This is a genomic window from Shimia gijangensis, assembly GCF_900142085.1.
GTDB lineage: Bacteria > Pseudomonadota > Alphaproteobacteria > Rhodobacterales > Rhodobacteraceae > Shimia > Shimia gijangensis.
Map to the genome: position 1 here is coordinate 14,175 of NZ_FQZQ01000003.1, position 16,588 is coordinate 30,762.

The window sequence follows — 16,588 nt, forward strand, 5'->3', positions numbered from 1 at the left end:
CAAATTCGTTAACTCGAAGATAGGGCCAAACCCTGCAATTCACGCAACAGTTTACGGGTCATCGCCCGTTCGTAATCTGTAAACCCCAGCGAAGTTTCAACAAACGCTCCGGGCCCGCGAATAACATTGGCTTCAAAATATGCGGACAACTCCTGAAGCGAAGGGTCGAACCCGGCCCGATTTTCACCGATGGTCAGGCCGTTGATGGTGATCCAATTGGGGGAGACGATGTTTTGCGGGCGTGGGCCTGTGTTGGACGTTCCATCCCCGGAAATATCCAAAGTGCGTTTTGGACAGTCCGTTTGCTCCGCCAATAGGGCCGTGCCAAATTCAATCGCCGCGCCCAATGCGGTCGAAGGCCCTGCAGCTCTGCGCGTTGTGGACTGCAGCCGGCTGGTGAGAGCATTCAATGCGGCCTCATCGGTGATTGCGGTCCAATCGACCAGAATGCGCCGGTTGAAATTGCGCGAACCACTCCATTCGTAGACGGCCACCCGCACCGGAAAACCGGCATCTGAAAGCAGGGTTTCACGTACCTCTTTGGATTGAAACGCAGCGGCAAGCCCGTCCAGTTGCAGGCGGTATTCTCGCGTGTCGACCGATCCCGAGACATCCAGTCCCAACGCCAACGCCTGGCGACATTGCGCCATGACCCCACCCGCAGGCAGGGCCAGTGCTGATATCAGAGCAATGCAGGTGAGTTTTACCAATGACCAGTGCTCTCCATGCTGGCCCATGGCTCTGCTGACGCAAGTGCGTCCCCCTGTTGCAACAACTCAATCGAGATATTGTCCGGCGAGCGTACAAACGCCATACGCCCGTCACGCGGTGGGCGGTTGATGGTAACGCCATTGTCCATAAGGTGCTGACACATCTCATATATATTGCCCACCTCATAGGCGAGATGTCCGAAATGACGAGAATCGCTGGGCAGTCCGTCATCGCCATCCCAGTTGTAGGTCAACTCTAACGGCGTCTCTTCATTGCCTTCCGAGGCCAGATAAATCAGCGAGAACCGCCCGGCTTCGCTGTCATACCGACGGATTTCTTTTAGTCCCAGAAGCCCGTAAAACGCCATCGAAGCCTCTAGATCGGTCACTCGGACCATGGTGTGCAGGTATTTCAAATGCATTTGGTTTCCCCTTCGCAATGCTTTGGCACGATCAAACCACTGCAAGTTGCGGGTTTCCAGCCCAAACCGTCTTGGCGCTGCTGTACGAAGTCTTTAAGAGTGTCGGTAATACCATTCCTTTGGGGGGAGAGGCACGTGAAGCAGTATCACGATCAGTTGCGCACCATTCTGGAGCAGGGCGAAGAATCAAGCGATCGCACCGGCACTGGCACGATTTCGCATTTCGGCATGCAGGCGCGCTATCCGTTGGCGGATGGCTTTCCATTGGTGACGACGAAAAAGCTGCATCTGCGGTCGATCATCCATGAACTGCTTTGGTTTTTGTCGGGCGACACCAACATCGCCTATCTCAAGGAAAACGGCGTATCGATCTGGGACGAATGGGCGGATGAAAACGGAGATCTGGGCCCGGTCTATGGTCGCCAATGGCGGCATTTCCCAAAATTGCTGAGCGCCGGAAATGAAAGTGGGCGCCCGTTGTTTCACGCCGGAGAAGTGGATCAGATCGTTGACTTGCTGGAAGCGATCAAGACCTCACCAGACAGCCGCCGTCTGATTGTGTCGGCCTGGAATCCAGCCGATGTGCCAGATATGGCGCTGCCGCCCTGCCACACCTTATGGCAAGTGCGGATCATCGGTCGAAAGCTGCATTTGCAGCTTTATCAGCGGTCTGCAGACATGTTCCTTGGGGTTCCCTTCAACATTGCCTCATATGCATTGCTTTTGAAAATGCTGGCGCATGTCACCGGCTATGAAGAAGGCGATTTCGTGCATGCCATCGGCGACGCCCATATCTACTCAAACCATATGGATCAGGTCCAAACCCAGCTGGCACGCACACCGAAACCCTTGCCGCAAATTCGGATTAAACGGCAGGTATCGTCGTTGTTTGATTTCAAGTACGAGGATTTCGAAGTGCTGGATTATGATCCGGACCCGTCGATTTCTGCACCTGTGGCGGTGTAACCATGATAACTCTGATCGTCGCTCGTGACCGCAATGGCGCCATCGGCAAAGGCAATACGATCCCTTGGCATGCGCCCGAGGATTTGAAGTTCTTTCAACGTGAAACCAGTGGGGCGGCCATCATCATGGGGCGCAACACATGGGACAGTTTGCCATTTAAGCCCCTGAAAGGGCGCCTGAATTTGGTTGTGTCTTCGAACGCAGATGTTGCAGAACACGTCTATGGAAGTCTTGAGGCTGCCATTGACGCGGCCCATGCCGCCGGCCACCGGCGCGTTTATGGGATTGGTGGCTTTCGCATCTACAAAGACCTGCTGCCTCTGGCAGATCGTCTTCTGGTGACCGAAGTTAACCTGAACGTGCCCGATGCCGACACGTTCTTTCCAGCATTTGACGATGACGAGTGGAAGCTGATCGGCAAAACCACGCTGCGCGAAGTAGACCCGCGATGCGTGGTGCATGAATACTTTCGACGTTAGTCAACAAGTTCCAATCCAGTCGGCACGCCCTTCACTTTGCATTATAGAGATTAGGTTGAACGCAGACCCTGACCTCACCTGCAAACGCATCAGTTTCAAAATCAGCACAATTGCTTTGTGCGATTTAGGTTTGATCCAATAAGCGCCGCTGGCCCCCACCAGGCGCGCGTTGTCGCGATTTAAGACCAGTCTCGTTTTGTTCACGAAAAAGAAACAATGCATTTCTGGTATGGAAATTGACACCGCCCCGCGAGACCTCCTATTTTCAGGAAGTTATTTAATTTTAAACTGGGAGGGGCCCCATGAAGACGTTAATTTCCATCGTTGCATTTTCCGCCTTGCTGGCGGCACCGGCTACGGCACAAACCTGGAGCAGCAATGCTCCGAAAATCGGCCCAGTGAACCAGCCCGAAGGGCTGTTGATCCAAGCCTATCCAACTTCGTCAAACCATTGCCAGGCAGGGTATCAGCCCGTTGTCGTCGGGGGCGTAATTTGTTGTGGTAAACCCAATTCTGCTGCACCGGCTCCGACGCAGGTCTCATACACCGCAAGCTGCCCTGCGGGGACCAAAGGCTGTAGCTAAGAGGATTTATGGGGCGCGAAGGCGCCCCATCGGGTCTTACAAAGCTTTCAGATCGCCAGCCATCTGGCGTCCGTCTCTTCCTTCGACCAATTCAAACTGGACTTTTTGATCATCGGCCAGACCTGTCATACCAGCAGCTTCTACCGCTGAAATATGTACAAAAACATCGTTGCCGCCGTCATCCGGGGCAATAAAGCCAAAGCCTTTGGTTGAGTTGAACCATTTGACGGTACCGTTTGGCATACAGCTTCTCCTTTTAATGTCTCTCTTTTCCACCGCCCACAAAGAGACGGTGGATCACATTCCAGTCGCCAATATCAGCGGGTAAGCCCCAAGAAATGGCGTTGACACCAAAATGTTGATCGAAGGATTGCACGGCATATGTAAAAAGCAAGCAAAACCCGAAGGTCTGAGTGATCTGCGAAAAATTGTGATGTAGTTGAAACTGGAAAAAAATATGCGACTTTATGGTTTGAAAAATTGCGATACCTGTCGCAAAGCCTTGAAAATGTTGACGAATGCAGAGTTTGTAGATGTGCGTGCAGATGGCGTTCCTTACGATTTGCTCGTGCGGGCTTTTGCCGAATTTGGTGATGCTCTGGTCAATTCCCGCTCGACCACTTGGCGTAATCTGAGCGAGGAAGAACGTGGCACAGCCCCATTGGATCTTTTGGTGGAACATCCCACTTTGATGAAACGTCCATTGATTGAACGTGATGGGGTACTTTACCTCGGATGGGGTAGGGATGTGCAAATGGCCCTTGGATAAGCGCACGTTGGCCCTTATGTGGAACCAACAAGTTAACGAGGACGATCCATGCGTAACGCAGCACTGACTTTGGGTATTATCGCCGGAATAATCGGCATGTTTATTGGTTTCTTCAGCTGGGGTTACACCGATCTGACCGAACGCTACAACGAAGTTGGCGAGATTTTCGGCACCGTGGACAATGTCCAACTGGTAAAAGCTGGTGGATTGCTGGCGCCGTTATTGGCGATTGCTGGCGGCGCTATGGCACGGGCACGCGCTCTTTGGGGCGGAGGACTACTGCTTTTGTCAGCGGTGGGAATGTACGCGGCCTTTGGCTTTAACGTCTTTACGATGTTCCCAATCTGCTTTGCCGGGCTTGGCGGGGTGCTGGCCGTGGCAGCTGGTAAACCGGACGAGCCGAAGTCACATTTCTGATTGGGTGCGCCGTGCCAATATCGCGTCGACAGATAGCGGCCCGGCGCCTTTAACCACTAGAACAACCAGCAAAAACACCCAGAACGCGCGCTGATCCATAATGGCGCTGTTTTCAAAACGGTCGAACCATGCGCCAACCGTCACTGCATCTGCATGATGTCCGACGATGTCCGTCAGAGATTGCAAGACGACAAATCCGATCATCCCCAGTGCTGACAGACGGGTCAGTAGCCCCAGAACAATCATCACCGGAAGAATGAATTCGGCCCAGGTACCTGCGGTGACGATGGCCCAGTGAAAAACGGATAGCTGAGACGTGTCATAGCCTGCCGCCTCAAGCGCGCGTGGAAATATCTGAACATAGGCCCCGACCGAAGGTTGAAACAGGCCCAGAATGCCATTGCCCAATTTGGTGAGCCCGGAATGCCAATAGTACCCCACAAGCACTGCTGCAAAGACAAAGCGTGCCAATGTGGGCAGAAGCCAATCGACACGGTTTACCCTCGAGAAGACAGAATTATGAAGTGATATCAAGGCATTCATGGCGTATCCTCAGATGGTTGCTGTGGTGATGGCATTGCCGGTCAGCAAGAGTGTCAAAACGGTGCTGAGATCGAATTCCGGAACTTGGACTGTGGTCTCACTTGCGGCCTTTCCCAAAGTCGTGCCGGTCATCAGCGCGGCCACAAACCGGGCGCCTCCGGGCGGCAGCAAATGCGGTTCCGGGTCAAACTCATGACGTGTGACCAAGACATCCTGTGCCTCAGAGCGAGGTTTTGGAGCGCCTTTAACCTGATTGAAGGCCCAGATGTCGTGGATGGGCCAGGGGGACGACAAAACCTCCACCGAAGGTGCGATCCCAATACGCAGTGTCTCAAGTTGTGCGGCGGGGATTCGCGCCAGTACATCACCGCCCGCAGTTTCGCAGTCGGCGGCGTGGTATGAACGCCTCAAAGCCAATTCTAAGTCTGCCACATCTCCAAGATAGCCAAGGTGCGACAAGGGCTCAAAGCCGCGAAGAAAATCAGGAAATTCCGCGCCATAATGCATCATCATCGGATTTGACGGAGGGTTCCGGCGCAGAAAAACACCAGCAATGGCTTTGAAGTTCTGCGTGCCCAGCAATTTGAAAACGACTGGAAAACCAGCTTGCAAAGCTTCCGTCAGCGAGACGGCCACATTGTTGCGATAGACATCGAACCGTCGTCCCGCAGGGCGCCCTTGCGCATCTTTCAACCCATCCGGAACATTCAGGTCACTGTCCAGAATCGCGGTGCGGAAATCGGTTTGGGTGACGCTCATGCGGCCACCTGTTCCAGCGCCTTGGACGCGCGTTCGGCTTCGGCGTCAAGCTCGGGCCATTCAGGCACGTCATTGTCCCACTCAATCAGGATCGGACGGGGCCCGGACAAAGACAGAGTATGATCCAGCAGCGCCCAGACTGGATCAACCACCGGTTTGCCGTGGCTGTCGATCAACAATGGTGCGCCGTGATCGTCGGTGTCCTCATCATGTCCACCCAGATGAATTTCCCCAACCAATTCAAGCGGGTAATCGTTGATGTATGAGCGGGGATCGTAGTTCAGATTGGTGGCCGATACGAAGACGTTGTTCACATCCAACAGCAGCCCACAGCCGGTACGCTTGGCGACTTCCCGCAGGAAATCCGGTTCAGACCAGGTGCTTTCAGCAAACGCCAGATAGCTTGACGGATTTTCCAGCATCATTTGGCGACCAACCGTGTCTTGAAGTTGATCGATATGATCCGCAACACGGCTCAGGGTGTCGTTGGTATAGGGCAGGGGCAGAAGATCGTTCAAAAACGCGCTCTCGTGGCTGGACCAGGCCAGATGCTCAGAGAACACAGTGGGGTTCAGCCAGTCGACCAGATGTTTCAAGCGCGTCAGATGGTCAGCATCCAACGGCCCTTCGCCGCCAATCGACAAGCCAACACCGTGCACCGAAACGGGAAATCGTTCAGCCAACAGCCGCAACTGCGCCAGCGGGCGCCCTCCGGCCCCCATATAGTTTTCGGCATGAACTTCAAGCCATGTCACGTGCCCCGGATCACCCATAATATTTTGAAAATGCTGCGGTTTATAGCCAACTCCCGGCGCGTTGGGTAATTGGGGGAACCGGGAAGTGACGTCGAACATAACAGGGGCTTTCCTATGATCCGGGTCAGGCTGGCAGGTCACGATCCAAGGCTTCAAGCGAAGGTGTTCGCATTTTGCCGTCGGCCGTGTCCGGCAATTCGATGGTCAGACAAGTGCCTTCTTCGACCAGCATCCATGCATTGCCTTGATAATCCGTTGACGAGGTTCCGGCGCAGGTGGTGCCTGGTCCCGCAGCACAGCCATTTTGGCCCGCTTCGGCAACACCAAAACATTTCTCTTTTTTTCCGGCCTGTGCCGATTGGCTTTGAGCGATCAAAGCGGTGGCAACAGCACCGGCAATCGCCGCAGTTTTAAGAGGTCTAGACATTCGCGCGTCCCTTTTTGTTGAATATCTTAAGAATTTTGAAACCATTTGATGGATTCAGGGACAGCCTAGCACAATCAGGCCGTTTTTCGTCAAATCACCCCGACGCGGGAGCGCCGGGGTGATAAGGTTAATTTATGCTGGCAGGTCGCGCTCAAGAGCTTCGAGCGAGCCTTTGCGCATAGAGCCGTCTGCCTGTGCGGGCAGTTCCATGTCCATGCAGGTGCCTGCGTCAACCAGTTTCCAGGCGTTGCCCTGGTAGTCCATGGTCGAAGTGCCTGCACATGTGGTGCCGGGGCCTGCTGCGCAGTCATTCGCACCAGCCATTGAAACACCATAGCATTTTTCCTGGCCTGCTGCGTTGGCAGCTGTGTGGGTCGTTGCGGTCAGTGCTGCGGCAACGGCGCTGGCGACTGCGAGGGTTTTTACTGTGTTCGACATTGGGTGGTCTCCCTTGGGTAAGTTACTCATTCGGGCCACTGCTTCGAGTGGCATGAGAACAGACTAGGCCGGAGAAACCCACACAGACCAATCACGGGGCCGTGTATCACAAGCCCGTCAGGTGACGTGACGGTTCTGTGAAGATTCCAGCACTGGAAGGTGGGAAATGTTTCGAAAACGAAACAGGCGCGCCCGGTTTCCCGCGACGCGCCTGCCGGATTGTTGCAATTACCTTTAGACGAGGTCGGGTGCCAGGCTCTCTTCGGCCAGGATGCTCACGATTTCGTCCAATGTCTGGACTTTGCTTTGCTTCTCACCCAGGCGGCGGGTCGAAACGGTGCGCTCTTCGACTTCTTTCATGCCGATGGCCAGAATGACCGGCACTTTGCCGACCGAATGCTCGCGAACCTTATAGTTGATCTTTTCATTGCGCACATCGGCCTCTGCACGCACGCCTTTGGCGCGCAGCGCTTCGACAACCTCCTGCACATAATCATCCGCATCTGACACGATTGACGCGACAACCACCTGACGCGGCGCCAGCCAGAAGGGCAGTTTGCCCGCGTGGCTTTCGATCAGAATGCCAATGAAGCGTTCGAACGAACCCAAACACGCGCGGTGTAGCATAAAGGGCTGATGCCTTGCGCCGTCTTCTGCAATATAGGAAGCCCCCAGACGTTCTGGCAGGTTTGGATCCACCTGAAAGGTGCCACATTGCCAGACACGGCCAATCGCGTCGGTCAGCTTAAAGTCCAGCTTGGGTCCGTAAAAAGCCCCTTCGCCGGGATCAAGCGTATAGGCGTTGCCTGTTTTCTTGATCGCGTTTTCAAGCGCGTTCTCAACGTGGTCCCAGCTTTCTTCGGTGCCAACACGCTTTTCGGGGCGGGTGGCAAACATGATTTCAAATTCCTCGAAACCAAGGTCTTTATAAACCGACGACAAGAAGTCGATGAACTTGGCGCATTCTTCTTCGATCTGCTCTTCTGTGCAGAAAATATGCGCGTCATCCTGCGTAAAGCCACGCACACGCATGATCCCATGCAAAGCGCCCGAAGGCTCGTATCGGTTACAGCTGCCAAATTCCGCCATGCGCAGTGGTAGATCGCGGTAAGATTTCAGGCCTTGGTTATAGACCTGAACGTGGCAGGGGCAGTTCATTGGCTTAAGCGCATTGATCGATTTCTCGCGCGCATGTTCTTCGTCAACTTCAACGATGAACATATGCTCCTGATACTTGTCCCAGTGACCGGATGCTTCCCATAGTTTGCGGTCGACAACTTGCGGGGTGTTCACCTCGACATAGCCGTCCTTGCGCTGTTTGCGGCGCATATAGTTCTGAAGTTCGGTATAGATGGTCCAACCGTTTGGATGCCAAAAAATCTGACCTGGGGCTTCTTCCTGCATATGGAACAGGTTCATTTCGCGGCCCAGCTTGCGATGATCGCGTTTTGCGGCCTCTTCCAGCATATGCAGGTGTTTCTTGAGGTCTTCTTTGTTTTTGAAGGCCACGCCATAAATACGTTGCAACATCGCGCGGTCACTGTCGCCGCGCCAATAGGCGCCAGCTACGTTCATCAGCTTAAAGGCATCCGCAGGGACCTGACCGGTGTGCTGCAGGTGCGGGCCACGGCACAGGTCCTGCCAATGGCCGTGCCAATACATCCTCAGTGGTTCATCACCCGGAATGGCATCAATCAACTCAACTTTATAGGGCTCGTTGTTGGCCTCATAAAAAGCCACTGCGCGCGCACGATCCCAAACCTCGGTGGTTACTGGATCACGACGATTGATGATCTCTTTCATTTTCTTTTCGATCGCACCAAGGTCTTCGGGTGTGAACGGTTCCTGACGGTCAAAGTCATAATACCAGCCATTTTCGATGACCGGGCCAATGGTGACCTTAACGTCCGGCCAAAGCTCCTGAACGGCGCGCGCCATGATGTGCGCGCAGTCGTGCCGGATCAGCTCCAGCGCCTCAGGATCGTTGTCTTTCAGAGTATTGATCGCAATCGATGCATCCGCATCAATCGGCCACTGCATATCCCAATGCTGGCCATCAACGGTGGCAGAAATCGCCTTTTTGCCAAGTGAAGATGAGATCGACGATGCGACCTCTGCAGGGGTAATCCCGCTCGCATACGAACGTGCATTACCATCAGGAAAAGTAAGGGAAATATCGGCCATCAGCCTTCAACTCCTCGTCAGTTTGGCGCCCACGGAACGCCCGGTTGCAAGTATATGGTTCGCGCATCTTTTGCGCCTTTGATGATCTCAAGTCAAGCAGCCTTTCAAGGTCGGAATTGTGCGGTTAAGCTTGGGCCAAATCGCAGTGAGGACACCATGAGCACAACGCAATTTATTGACACACCTCAGGGGCGTCGCATCGCCTATCACAAAAGCGGGGACACTGGACCTACGGTGGTCTTTCTGGGTGGTCTCAAGTCCGACATGCAAGGTACCAAGGCCATTTTCCTCGAAGAATGGTGTCAGGCGCGCGGGCAATCTTTCTTGCGGTTTGACTATTCCGGCCACGGAGAAAGCTCAGGTACTTTTGAGGAAGGTTGCATTGGCGATTGGCATCAGGACACTCTGGCAGCAGTTGATGCTTTGACAACAGGGCCTTTGATTGTTGTGGGGTCATCGATGGGGGGATGGCAGGCTTTGCTTTTGGCGCGGGCGATTCCGGAACGCATTGCCGGAATGGTGACCATCGCCGCCGCACCGGATTTCACCGAAGATGGCTATTGGGCGAATTTCACTGATGACCAGAAAAAGGCGCTAGAGACCGTTGGGCATGTCGAGCTGCCTTCCGATTGTATGGAGCCCTATATCATCACCAAAAAGATGATCGAAGATGGGCGCAATCAATTGGTCTTACGGTCCACTTTGGCACTAAATTGTCCGGTTAGGTTTCTGCAAGGCACCGCCGATACAGCCGTATCAACCACCACTGCCGTTCAACTTCTGGAACACGTTCAAGGAGACAATATAAGACTGACTTTGGTAAAGGGTGCGGATCACAGATTTTCAGATGACGCTTGTCTAAAGCTGATTGGAAGATCGCTTAAATGCATTATTGATGAAGGATAATTGTCATATGCGAACATTTAGGCGAATAATGGGTCGTGGGTTGGTTTTGATCATTTTGCTCTGTCTGGCGCTTTGGATATGGGGCCCGTATGAGCGGATTTCGCTGCATCCAACCTTTGGATCGTCCGATATCGGTGTTGACATTGATGCCTATCTCGCCGCGAAAGAAGCTGACTTTGATGACATCACGCCCGACACCCAAAAGCGGGTGATCTGGCACGGAGAAAGTGGCAAAAAAACGCCTCTTGCGATTGTCTACATTCACGGGTTCTCAGCCACGTCAGAAGAAATTCGACCGGTGCCTGATTTGGTTGCCAAAGCACTTGGCGCCAATTTGTTTTATACGCGGCTTGCCGGACATGGGCGCAAAGGAGAGGCATTGGCCGAAGTCACCACGCAGGACTGGATGAACGATGCGGCCGAAGCGCTTGAGATCGGGCGGCGTCTCGGTGAAGACATAATCGTGATAGCAACATCCACTGGCGCAACTTTGATGGCTGAGGCGGCGGTGCAGCCGGATATGGTTAAAGATGTAAAAGGGCTGGTGCTGGTGTCCCCAAACTTTGGGCTTGCGGACCCAACAGCTATGATCCTGACCTTGCCGGCGGCGCGGTATTGGGGGCCAGTTGTGGCGGGCAAAACCCGGAGCTGGACTGGTCGAAACGATCTGCATGACAAATTTTGGACCACAACCTATCCAACAGTGTCTTTGTTTCAGATGGCTGCTCTTGTTCAGCACGCCGCGACCCAAAACTATCAGTCGGTAACAGTGCCGGCATTGTTCTGGTTCTCGGATGCAGACGACGTTGTGGATCACCGCGAAACCCGTAAAGTGGCCGCAGCGTGGGGCGGTGAGAATACCCTGCAAACAGTGATGGCCGTTTCCGTTGGCACGGGCGATGACCCCAATAGCCATGTCATTGCCGGAGACATTCTGTCACCTGGGCAGACGCAAGGTCTTGTAGGTGGTATATTAAATTGGATCAATGAATTAGAGTTGTATCCTAATGTAAAGGACTAACACTTTGGATCAAAGAGTAAGCCTGATTACGCTGGCCGTCTCCGACATGAATGTGTCAGCGGCTTTTTATGAATCACTTGGGTGGACCCGCGTGCAAAGTCCCGATGGGGTGATTGCGTTTGACTTGATTGGACAGACGCTGGGGTTATACCCCAAGACCGCTTTGGCAGAGGAACTGGGGCTTGATGAGAGCCAGATTTCTGGCTTTTCAGGAATCACCTTGGCGCACAACGTAAGGGAGAAAGGCGAGGTATCGTCTTTACTGAGTTCTGCTGCATCTGCCGGAGCCAATATTCTTAAACCAGCGCAAGACGTGTTCTGGGGGGGATACCATGGATACTTTGCAGATCCTGACGGGCATGTCTGGGAAATTGCTTGGAATCCGTTTGCACCTTTGTCCAAAACCGGGGAATTCCGCTGGAATGGGTTCGACAATGCCAAGACAGACGATTAGCAGAGTTGACGTGTCCTTGCCCAATGCGGCACAAATCACACGGATGTTACAAGCCGTACCCAAAATGAGAGGCGAATGAGTATGCAAGAGCCACTGGTTCTGCTTCCCGGAATGATGTGTGATGCACGCCTGTTTGGGCCGCAAATTGCCGAATTGTCCTCTGAGTTTGCGGTTACCATCGCTCCGATTACTCATGGCGAAAGAGTGGAAGAGATCGCATCTGGCTTGCTGTCTGTTTTGCCACCAAAATTTGCCCTTGCAGGACTAAGCCTGGGCGGCATTGTCGCTATGGAAATTCTGCGTCGCGCTCCGGATCGGGTCTCACGTATCGCCTTGATGGACACCAACCCGTTGGCAGAAACCCCCCAAAGTTCAGCGACTTACGAGCCAATGATTGTCGGTGCACGGGCTGGACGGCTGGACGAAGTTTTGACAGGGTTTATGCAGCCAGACTTTCTTGCGCCTGGACCACATCGGACTGAAGTTCTCGCTTTGGTGCAGGAAATGGGCCTGTATTTGGGGCCGGATGTGTTCATCCGTCAGGCACGTGCATTACAGCGTCGTCGTGATCAGCAAAGCACATTACGTAAATGCAAAGTTCCTGCGTTGGTCTTGTGCGGTGAATATGATCGCCTGACACCGGTGAAACGGCATACATCCATGGCTGAGCTTATTCCTTACGCGAAACTTACTGTGATCGAAGACGCCGGGCATTTGCCAACGCTTGAACAACCGCAAGCCACAACCGCTGCGCTTCGTGAATGGATGACGCAACCATTTATCTTGCAATAACAGAATCTTAAAAGGAAAAGGCGCGCCCGCTTAGGGCACGCCTTTGATAACCTGGCAGAAGCCGGTGTTTAGGCTGCGGCGTTCTTGTTCGCTGGCTTGCGCGTCTTTTTGGGGGCCTCAGCGTTGGCATCAATGAATTCGAGAACCAGAGGGCGAATGTTGTTCCGCCAGCTCTTGCCGGCAAAGATACCGTAATGGCCAGCTTCGGGCTCTACGTGGCTGGCTTTTTTGCTGTCAGGCAGGCCAGTACACAAATCAAGTGCGGCCACACATTGCCCCGGGGCAGTGATGTCGTCTTTGGCGCCTTCCACGGTTTTCACGGCCACTGTTGTAATCTTCCCAATGTCGACTTTGCGGCCGTTCACGACAAATTCGTTGCCCGCAATCTCGCCGTTCTTAAAAATACGTTCGACGGTCGACAGATAGAACTCCGCAGGCATGTCCATAACTGCCAGATATTCATCATAAAAACGGTTGTGTGCGTCATGCTCAGAAGCTTCGCCACGGGTCACACGCGAGATTTGGTCCTGAAACGCTTGCGAGTGGCGCTCGCCGTTCATCGACATGAACGACGCCAACTGCAACAGACCCGGATAAACCATCCGACCCACACCGGGATACTTAAAGCCCACGCGCTGGATCATCATTTCTTCAAGTTGCCCCATAGTGACGCGATGGCCAAAATCGGTGACGTCCGTGGCCGACGCGTTTGGATCAATGGGCCCGCCAATCAAGGTCAAAGACCGAGGCTGGGCCTCCGGGTCTTCTTCAGCAAGATAGGCGGTTGCCGCCAAAGTCAGAGGGGCAGGCTGACACACGGCGATCACATGGGTGTCGGGGCCAAGTTCTTTCATAAAATCAACGAGGTACAAGGTATAGTCTTCGACGTCGAACTTGCCTTCTGACACTGGAATGTCACGCGCGTTGTGCCAATCCGTGATGTAAACTTCACAGTTCACAATCAGGCTTTTGACAGTCGAGCGCAGCAGGGTGGCATAGTGGCCGGACATCGGAGCAACCAGCAAAATCTTGCGCGGCTGGGTTTCACGACCAGCAACGTTAAAGTGGAGGAGGTCCCCAAAGGCGCCTTCGACCACAGTTTCGATATTGACCAGATGATCTTTGCCGTCTTCGCAGGTGAATGTGCGGATGCCCCAGTCAGGTTTGACAACCATGCGCTGAAACGTGCGTTCCGTCACTTCGCCCCAGGCCGCGGCCCATTCAAGCATTGGGTTAGGCATCAGAGAAAAAACCGGATACGATGCCATAGCGAGAGCAGAGGCCCCCATCCATTGGTTGGTATTACGGATGGTTTCCATAAGGTCATACGTGGCCATGTAGCGCATTGGCGTCTCCTGCTTTACCCGGTAGTTCACACATTAAGGTGTTGTGCTACCCGTTACTTGGGCGAATTTATGCTGCGTAGCAGCGAGAATAGGGTTATTTTTTGAATATGACAACTAAAGAGAATGCCGCAGGGGCAAACTTGGACAGAATGAATGAGAATCTTGCCCGCGTAGAGCAACTATCTAATAGGCTTGTAGAAGTCATGTCGCACCGCAAACCGTTGCGGCAGGAACTTCAGGGCCCCGACGATGATGTTTTTGTCAATGCTGCAAGTGCATACATGCAAGCAATGACCCAAAATCCGGGTAAGGTTTTTGAGCACCAAATCGAGTATTGGACCAAGTCCGTTAAGCATATGATGGACGCTCAGCAGCTGCTTCTTCAGGGACAATTAGTAGCACCGGAAGATGACACGCCAACCGACCGTCGATTTTCAAATCCGTTGTGGCAAACCCATCCCTATTTCAATTTCGTCAAGCAACAATACATGCACAACGCCGACGCGATTCGTCAGGCCGTGCAGGATGCGGACGGTGTCGAAGGCAAAGACCGGCAGCGGCTGGAGTATTTTTCACAACAGATCATCGATATGATGTCTCCGACCAACTTTTTGGGGCTGAATCCGGACGTTCTGGAAAAAGCAATTGAGACCGAAGGCGAATCTCTGGTCAAAGGGCTCGAGAACCTGATCTCGGATCTTGAGGCCAACAATGGCGAACTGATCGTGCGTCTGGCGGATCAGGATGCCTTTGAAATTGGCCGCAACATTGCCACGACACCGGGCAAAGTGGTGTATCGCAACCGTATGTTCGAACTGTTGCAATACAGTCCGACCACAGAAAAGGTTCACGAAGTTCCGCTGATCATTTTTCCGCCGTGGATCAATAAATACTACATTCTGGATCTGAAAGAGCAGAACAGCATGATCAAATGGGCGGTGGATCAAGGCTACACCGTCTTTATCGTCAGCTGGATCAACCCAGACCGCAGTTATTCTGATGTCGGTCTTGAAGATTACATCGAAGAAGGCTTCCTGACGGCTGTATCCGAGGTCAAAAAGCTGACCGGGCAAAAGCAAGTGAACGCGGTTGGTTACTGCATTGCGGGAACAACATTACACCTGACCTTGTCGTTGTTGAAACAGCGCGGCGACAAGTCGATCAAATCGGCGACTTTCTTTACAACTCTGGTTGATTTCGGCGATCAGGGCGAATTTACACCGTTCCTTGGCAATGACTTCATCGACGGGATCGACGAAGAAATCGAAGCCGAAGGTCTATTGCGATCTTTTATTATGCAGCGAACATTTTCCTTTCTGCGCTCAAACGACCTTGTTTATGGGCCAGCGATCAAAAGCTACATGATGGGTGAAGCACCACCGGCGTTTGATCTTTTGTATTGGAATGGCGATGGATCAGGCCTACCGGGCAAGATGGCGCATGAATATCTGCGTCAATTGTGTCAGGAGAACACCTTTGTCGGCGAGGGGATCGAACTATGTGGCGAGCGTCTGCATATCTCGGACGTCGATTTGCCGATTTGTTCGGTGACCTGCGAGACCGACCACATCGCACGGTGGAAAGACTGTTATCAGGGCTTCCAGCAAACAAAAAGCCGGTCAAAAACATTCATCGTGTCTGAATCCGGGCATATCGCCGGGATCGTGAACCCTCCGTCAAAAAAGAAATACGGTCACTATTCCAATGTTTCGTCCAAAGGTTCGGCAGACGAGTGGATGGAAGGGGCCACATTCCACGAAGGCTCTTGGTGGCCGCGCTGGGATAAGTGGCTTTCGGGCCGCTCTGGCAAGCAGGTTCCTGCGCGTGAGCCGGGCGATTCGGACCATCCAGTCCTGTGTGATGCGCCTGGAACCTATGTTGTGACCCTCGCAACGCGTTGAAAATAAAGACAAACGCATAAAATTGCCGCAGTGCAGCAAAAAATCCTTGATTTGCCGCACTGCAGCATACATATTGTTTGCAGACGTAGAAAGAGCGGGGCGACCCGCAGGATTAAATCAAGGATTTGTCAAATGACTAAAGCACAAGACGTAACAGCGATGCTGAAAGACATGATGGGCGCATTCCCGGTAGACACCGCCGCTCTGGAAGATGCTTTCAAAAACACTGCATCCATGAACGAAAAACTGACCAACGTAGCGCTGGACGCTGCCGAGAAATCTTCGGAAATCTCGTCGAAATGGACAAAAGACACTTTGGCAAAAATGGGCGACATGTCCAAAGCCAAAACAGACCCAGCTGACTATGCCAAGGCGATGACCGATTTCGCATCGGCTCAGGCTGAAGTTGCTGCTGAAAACATGGCTGCTTTTGCTGAAGTTGCTAAAAAAGTTCAGATGGAAACTGTTGAACTGCTGATGGCTGCTGGCAAAGACGTTTCGGAAGAAGCCACTGCTGCTGTTAAAAAAGCCACAACTGACGCGACTGCCGCTGTTAAGAAAGCCGCAAAAGCGAAATAAGAAAACACGACCTTCCGGCACCAACTCCTCCCTCAAGGTGCCGAACGTGTGGGCGAGCCAGTGGCTCGCCCTTTCTTTTTGTTTCCCTTTTTTTCTGCGCTCGCATAAGGTTTTTCTGCAACGCGCATATCCTGGG

21 protein-coding genes are annotated in these 16,588 nt (G+C 53.1%); 11 read left to right on the plus strand and 10 right to left on the minus strand.

Annotation, left to right across the window (positions count from 1 at the left end; genetic code table 11):
- Positions 1 to 8: 8 nt before the first annotated feature.
- Together BUC32_RS03030 and BUC32_RS03035 are read right to left on the minus strand one after the other, a co-directional pair.
- Complete coding sequence (locus BUC32_RS03030; RefSeq protein ID WP_245815127.1) at positions 9 to 710, minus strand: DUF1194 domain-containing protein; 702 nt, start codon at positions 708 to 710, stop codon at positions 9 to 11.
- Positions 704 to 1,132, minus strand: a complete 429-nt coding sequence (locus tag BUC32_RS03035; RefSeq protein ID WP_073249314.1) for a VOC family protein — start codon at positions 1,130 to 1,132, stop codon at positions 704 to 706. Before BUC32_RS03035 ends, BUC32_RS03030 begins: the two co-directional genes overlap by 7 nt.
- 135 nt (positions 1,133 to 1,267) lie before the next feature.
- On the opposite strand from BUC32_RS03035, the gene BUC32_RS03040 reads away from it, so the two are divergent.
- From BUC32_RS03040 to BUC32_RS03055, 3 genes are all read left to right on the plus strand, one after another.
- A complete protein-coding gene (locus BUC32_RS03040; RefSeq protein WP_073249316.1) occupies positions 1,268 to 2,098 on the plus strand; it encodes a thymidylate synthase in 831 nt (276 codons plus the stop codon).
- A gap of 2 nt (positions 2,099 to 2,100) precedes the next feature.
- Entirely contained in the window at positions 2,101 to 2,577 is a 477-nt protein-coding gene (locus tag BUC32_RS03045; RefSeq protein ID WP_073249318.1) for a dihydrofolate reductase, read from the plus strand.
- Between the two features lie 302 nt (positions 2,578 to 2,879).
- Positions 2,880 to 3,161: a hypothetical protein gene (locus tag BUC32_RS03055; RefSeq protein ID WP_073249322.1), complete on the plus strand. Its 282-nt coding sequence runs from the start codon at positions 2,880 to 2,882 to the stop codon at positions 3,159 to 3,161.
- Positions 3,162 to 3,197: 36 nt separating this feature from the next.
- Here the strand turns inward: BUC32_RS03055 and BUC32_RS03060 are convergent, their stop codons facing one another.
- Positions 3,198 to 3,404 carry a cold-shock protein gene (locus tag BUC32_RS03060; protein WP_073249325.1) on the minus strand — a complete coding sequence of 69 codons (207 nt, stop codon included), beginning with the start codon at positions 3,402 to 3,404 and terminating at the stop codon, positions 3,198 to 3,200.
- A 214-nt stretch (positions 3,405 to 3,618) separates the two neighbouring features.
- On the opposite strand from BUC32_RS03060, the gene BUC32_RS03065 reads away from it, so the two are divergent.
- Positions 3,619 to 3,930: an ArsC/Spx/MgsR family protein gene (locus tag BUC32_RS03065; protein WP_073249829.1), complete on the plus strand. Its 312-nt coding sequence runs from the start codon at positions 3,619 to 3,621 to the stop codon at positions 3,928 to 3,930.
- 48 nt (positions 3,931 to 3,978) lie between these two features.
- The gene (locus BUC32_RS03070) at positions 3,979 to 4,347 is read left to right on the plus strand and encodes a hypothetical protein (protein ID WP_073249327.1); all 369 of its coding nucleotides are present in this window, start codon (positions 3,979 to 3,981) and stop codon (positions 4,345 to 4,347) included.
- On the opposite strand, the gene BUC32_RS03075 is transcribed toward BUC32_RS03070, so the two are convergent.
- The 6 genes from BUC32_RS03075 to thrS form a co-directional block, all read right to left on the minus strand.
- Entirely contained in the window at positions 4,336 to 4,890 is a 555-nt protein-coding gene (locus BUC32_RS03075) for a DoxX family protein (protein ID WP_073249329.1), read from the minus strand. The two genes, BUC32_RS03070 and BUC32_RS03075, sit on opposite strands and share 12 nt — an antisense overlap.
- Positions 4,891 to 4,899: 9 nt before the next feature.
- The gene (locus BUC32_RS03080) at positions 4,900 to 5,649 is read right to left on the minus strand and encodes an HvfC/BufC N-terminal domain-containing protein (protein ID WP_073249331.1); all 750 of its coding nucleotides are present in this window, start codon (positions 5,647 to 5,649) and stop codon (positions 4,900 to 4,902) included.
- The gene (bufB, locus tag BUC32_RS03085; RefSeq protein WP_073249333.1) at positions 5,646 to 6,503 is read right to left on the minus strand and encodes an MNIO family bufferin maturase; all 858 of its coding nucleotides are present in this window, start codon (positions 6,501 to 6,503) and stop codon (positions 5,646 to 5,648) included. The genes BUC32_RS03080 and bufB overlap by 4 nt, the downstream gene beginning before the upstream one ends.
- A gap of 25 nt (positions 6,504 to 6,528) precedes the next feature.
- A complete protein-coding gene (locus BUC32_RS03090) occupies positions 6,529 to 6,831 on the minus strand; it encodes a BufA1 family periplasmic bufferin-type metallophore (RefSeq protein WP_073249335.1) in 303 nt (100 codons plus the stop codon).
- A gap of 132 nt (positions 6,832 to 6,963) precedes the next feature.
- A complete protein-coding gene (locus BUC32_RS03095) occupies positions 6,964 to 7,269 on the minus strand; it encodes a BufA1 family periplasmic bufferin-type metallophore (protein ID WP_073249338.1) in 306 nt (101 codons plus the stop codon).
- Between the two features lie 234 nt (positions 7,270 to 7,503).
- Entirely contained in the window at positions 7,504 to 9,453 is a 1,950-nt protein-coding gene (gene thrS, locus BUC32_RS03100; RefSeq protein WP_073249340.1) for a threonine--tRNA ligase, read from the minus strand.
- Between the two features lie 156 nt (positions 9,454 to 9,609).
- On the opposite strand from thrS, the gene BUC32_RS03105 reads away from it, so the two are divergent.
- The 4 genes from BUC32_RS03105 to BUC32_RS03120 all read left to right on the plus strand — a co-directional run bounded on the left by BUC32_RS03105 (position 9,610) and on the right by BUC32_RS03120 (position 12,626).
- Positions 9,610 to 10,359, plus strand: a complete 750-nt coding sequence (locus BUC32_RS03105) for an alpha/beta fold hydrolase (protein WP_073249831.1) — start codon at positions 9,610 to 9,612, stop codon at positions 10,357 to 10,359.
- A 7-nt stretch (positions 10,360 to 10,366) separates the two neighbouring features.
- Positions 10,367 to 11,380, plus strand: coding sequence for an alpha/beta hydrolase (locus BUC32_RS03110; protein ID WP_073249342.1), 1,014 nt, complete (start codon positions 10,367 to 10,369; stop codon positions 11,378 to 11,380).
- 4 nt (positions 11,381 to 11,384) lie between these two features.
- Positions 11,385 to 11,834: a VOC family protein gene (locus tag BUC32_RS03115; RefSeq protein ID WP_073249344.1), complete on the plus strand. Its 450-nt coding sequence runs from the start codon at positions 11,385 to 11,387 to the stop codon at positions 11,832 to 11,834.
- A gap of 81 nt (positions 11,835 to 11,915) precedes the next feature.
- Positions 11,916 to 12,626 (plus strand): alpha/beta fold hydrolase, encoded by a 711-nt coding sequence (locus BUC32_RS03120; RefSeq protein WP_073249346.1) that lies wholly within the window; start codon positions 11,916 to 11,918, stop codon positions 12,624 to 12,626.
- A gap of 68 nt (positions 12,627 to 12,694) precedes the next feature.
- Here BUC32_RS03120 and phaZ read toward each other — a convergent pair whose 3' ends face one another.
- The gene (gene phaZ / locus BUC32_RS03125) at positions 12,695 to 13,972 is read right to left on the minus strand and encodes a polyhydroxyalkanoate depolymerase (RefSeq protein WP_073249348.1); all 1,278 of its coding nucleotides are present in this window, start codon (positions 13,970 to 13,972) and stop codon (positions 12,695 to 12,697) included.
- Between the two features lie 107 nt (positions 13,973 to 14,079).
- On the opposite strand from phaZ, the gene BUC32_RS03130 reads away from it, so the two are divergent.
- Positions 14,080 to 15,873 (plus strand): PHA/PHB synthase family protein, encoded by a 1,794-nt coding sequence (locus BUC32_RS03130; protein ID WP_073249350.1) that lies wholly within the window; start codon positions 14,080 to 14,082, stop codon positions 15,871 to 15,873.
- Positions 15,874 to 16,005: 132 nt separating this feature from the next.
- A complete protein-coding gene (locus BUC32_RS03135) occupies positions 16,006 to 16,452 on the plus strand; it encodes a phasin family protein (protein WP_073249352.1) in 447 nt (148 codons plus the stop codon).
- The last annotated feature ends 136 nt before the right edge of the window (positions 16,453 to 16,588 follow it).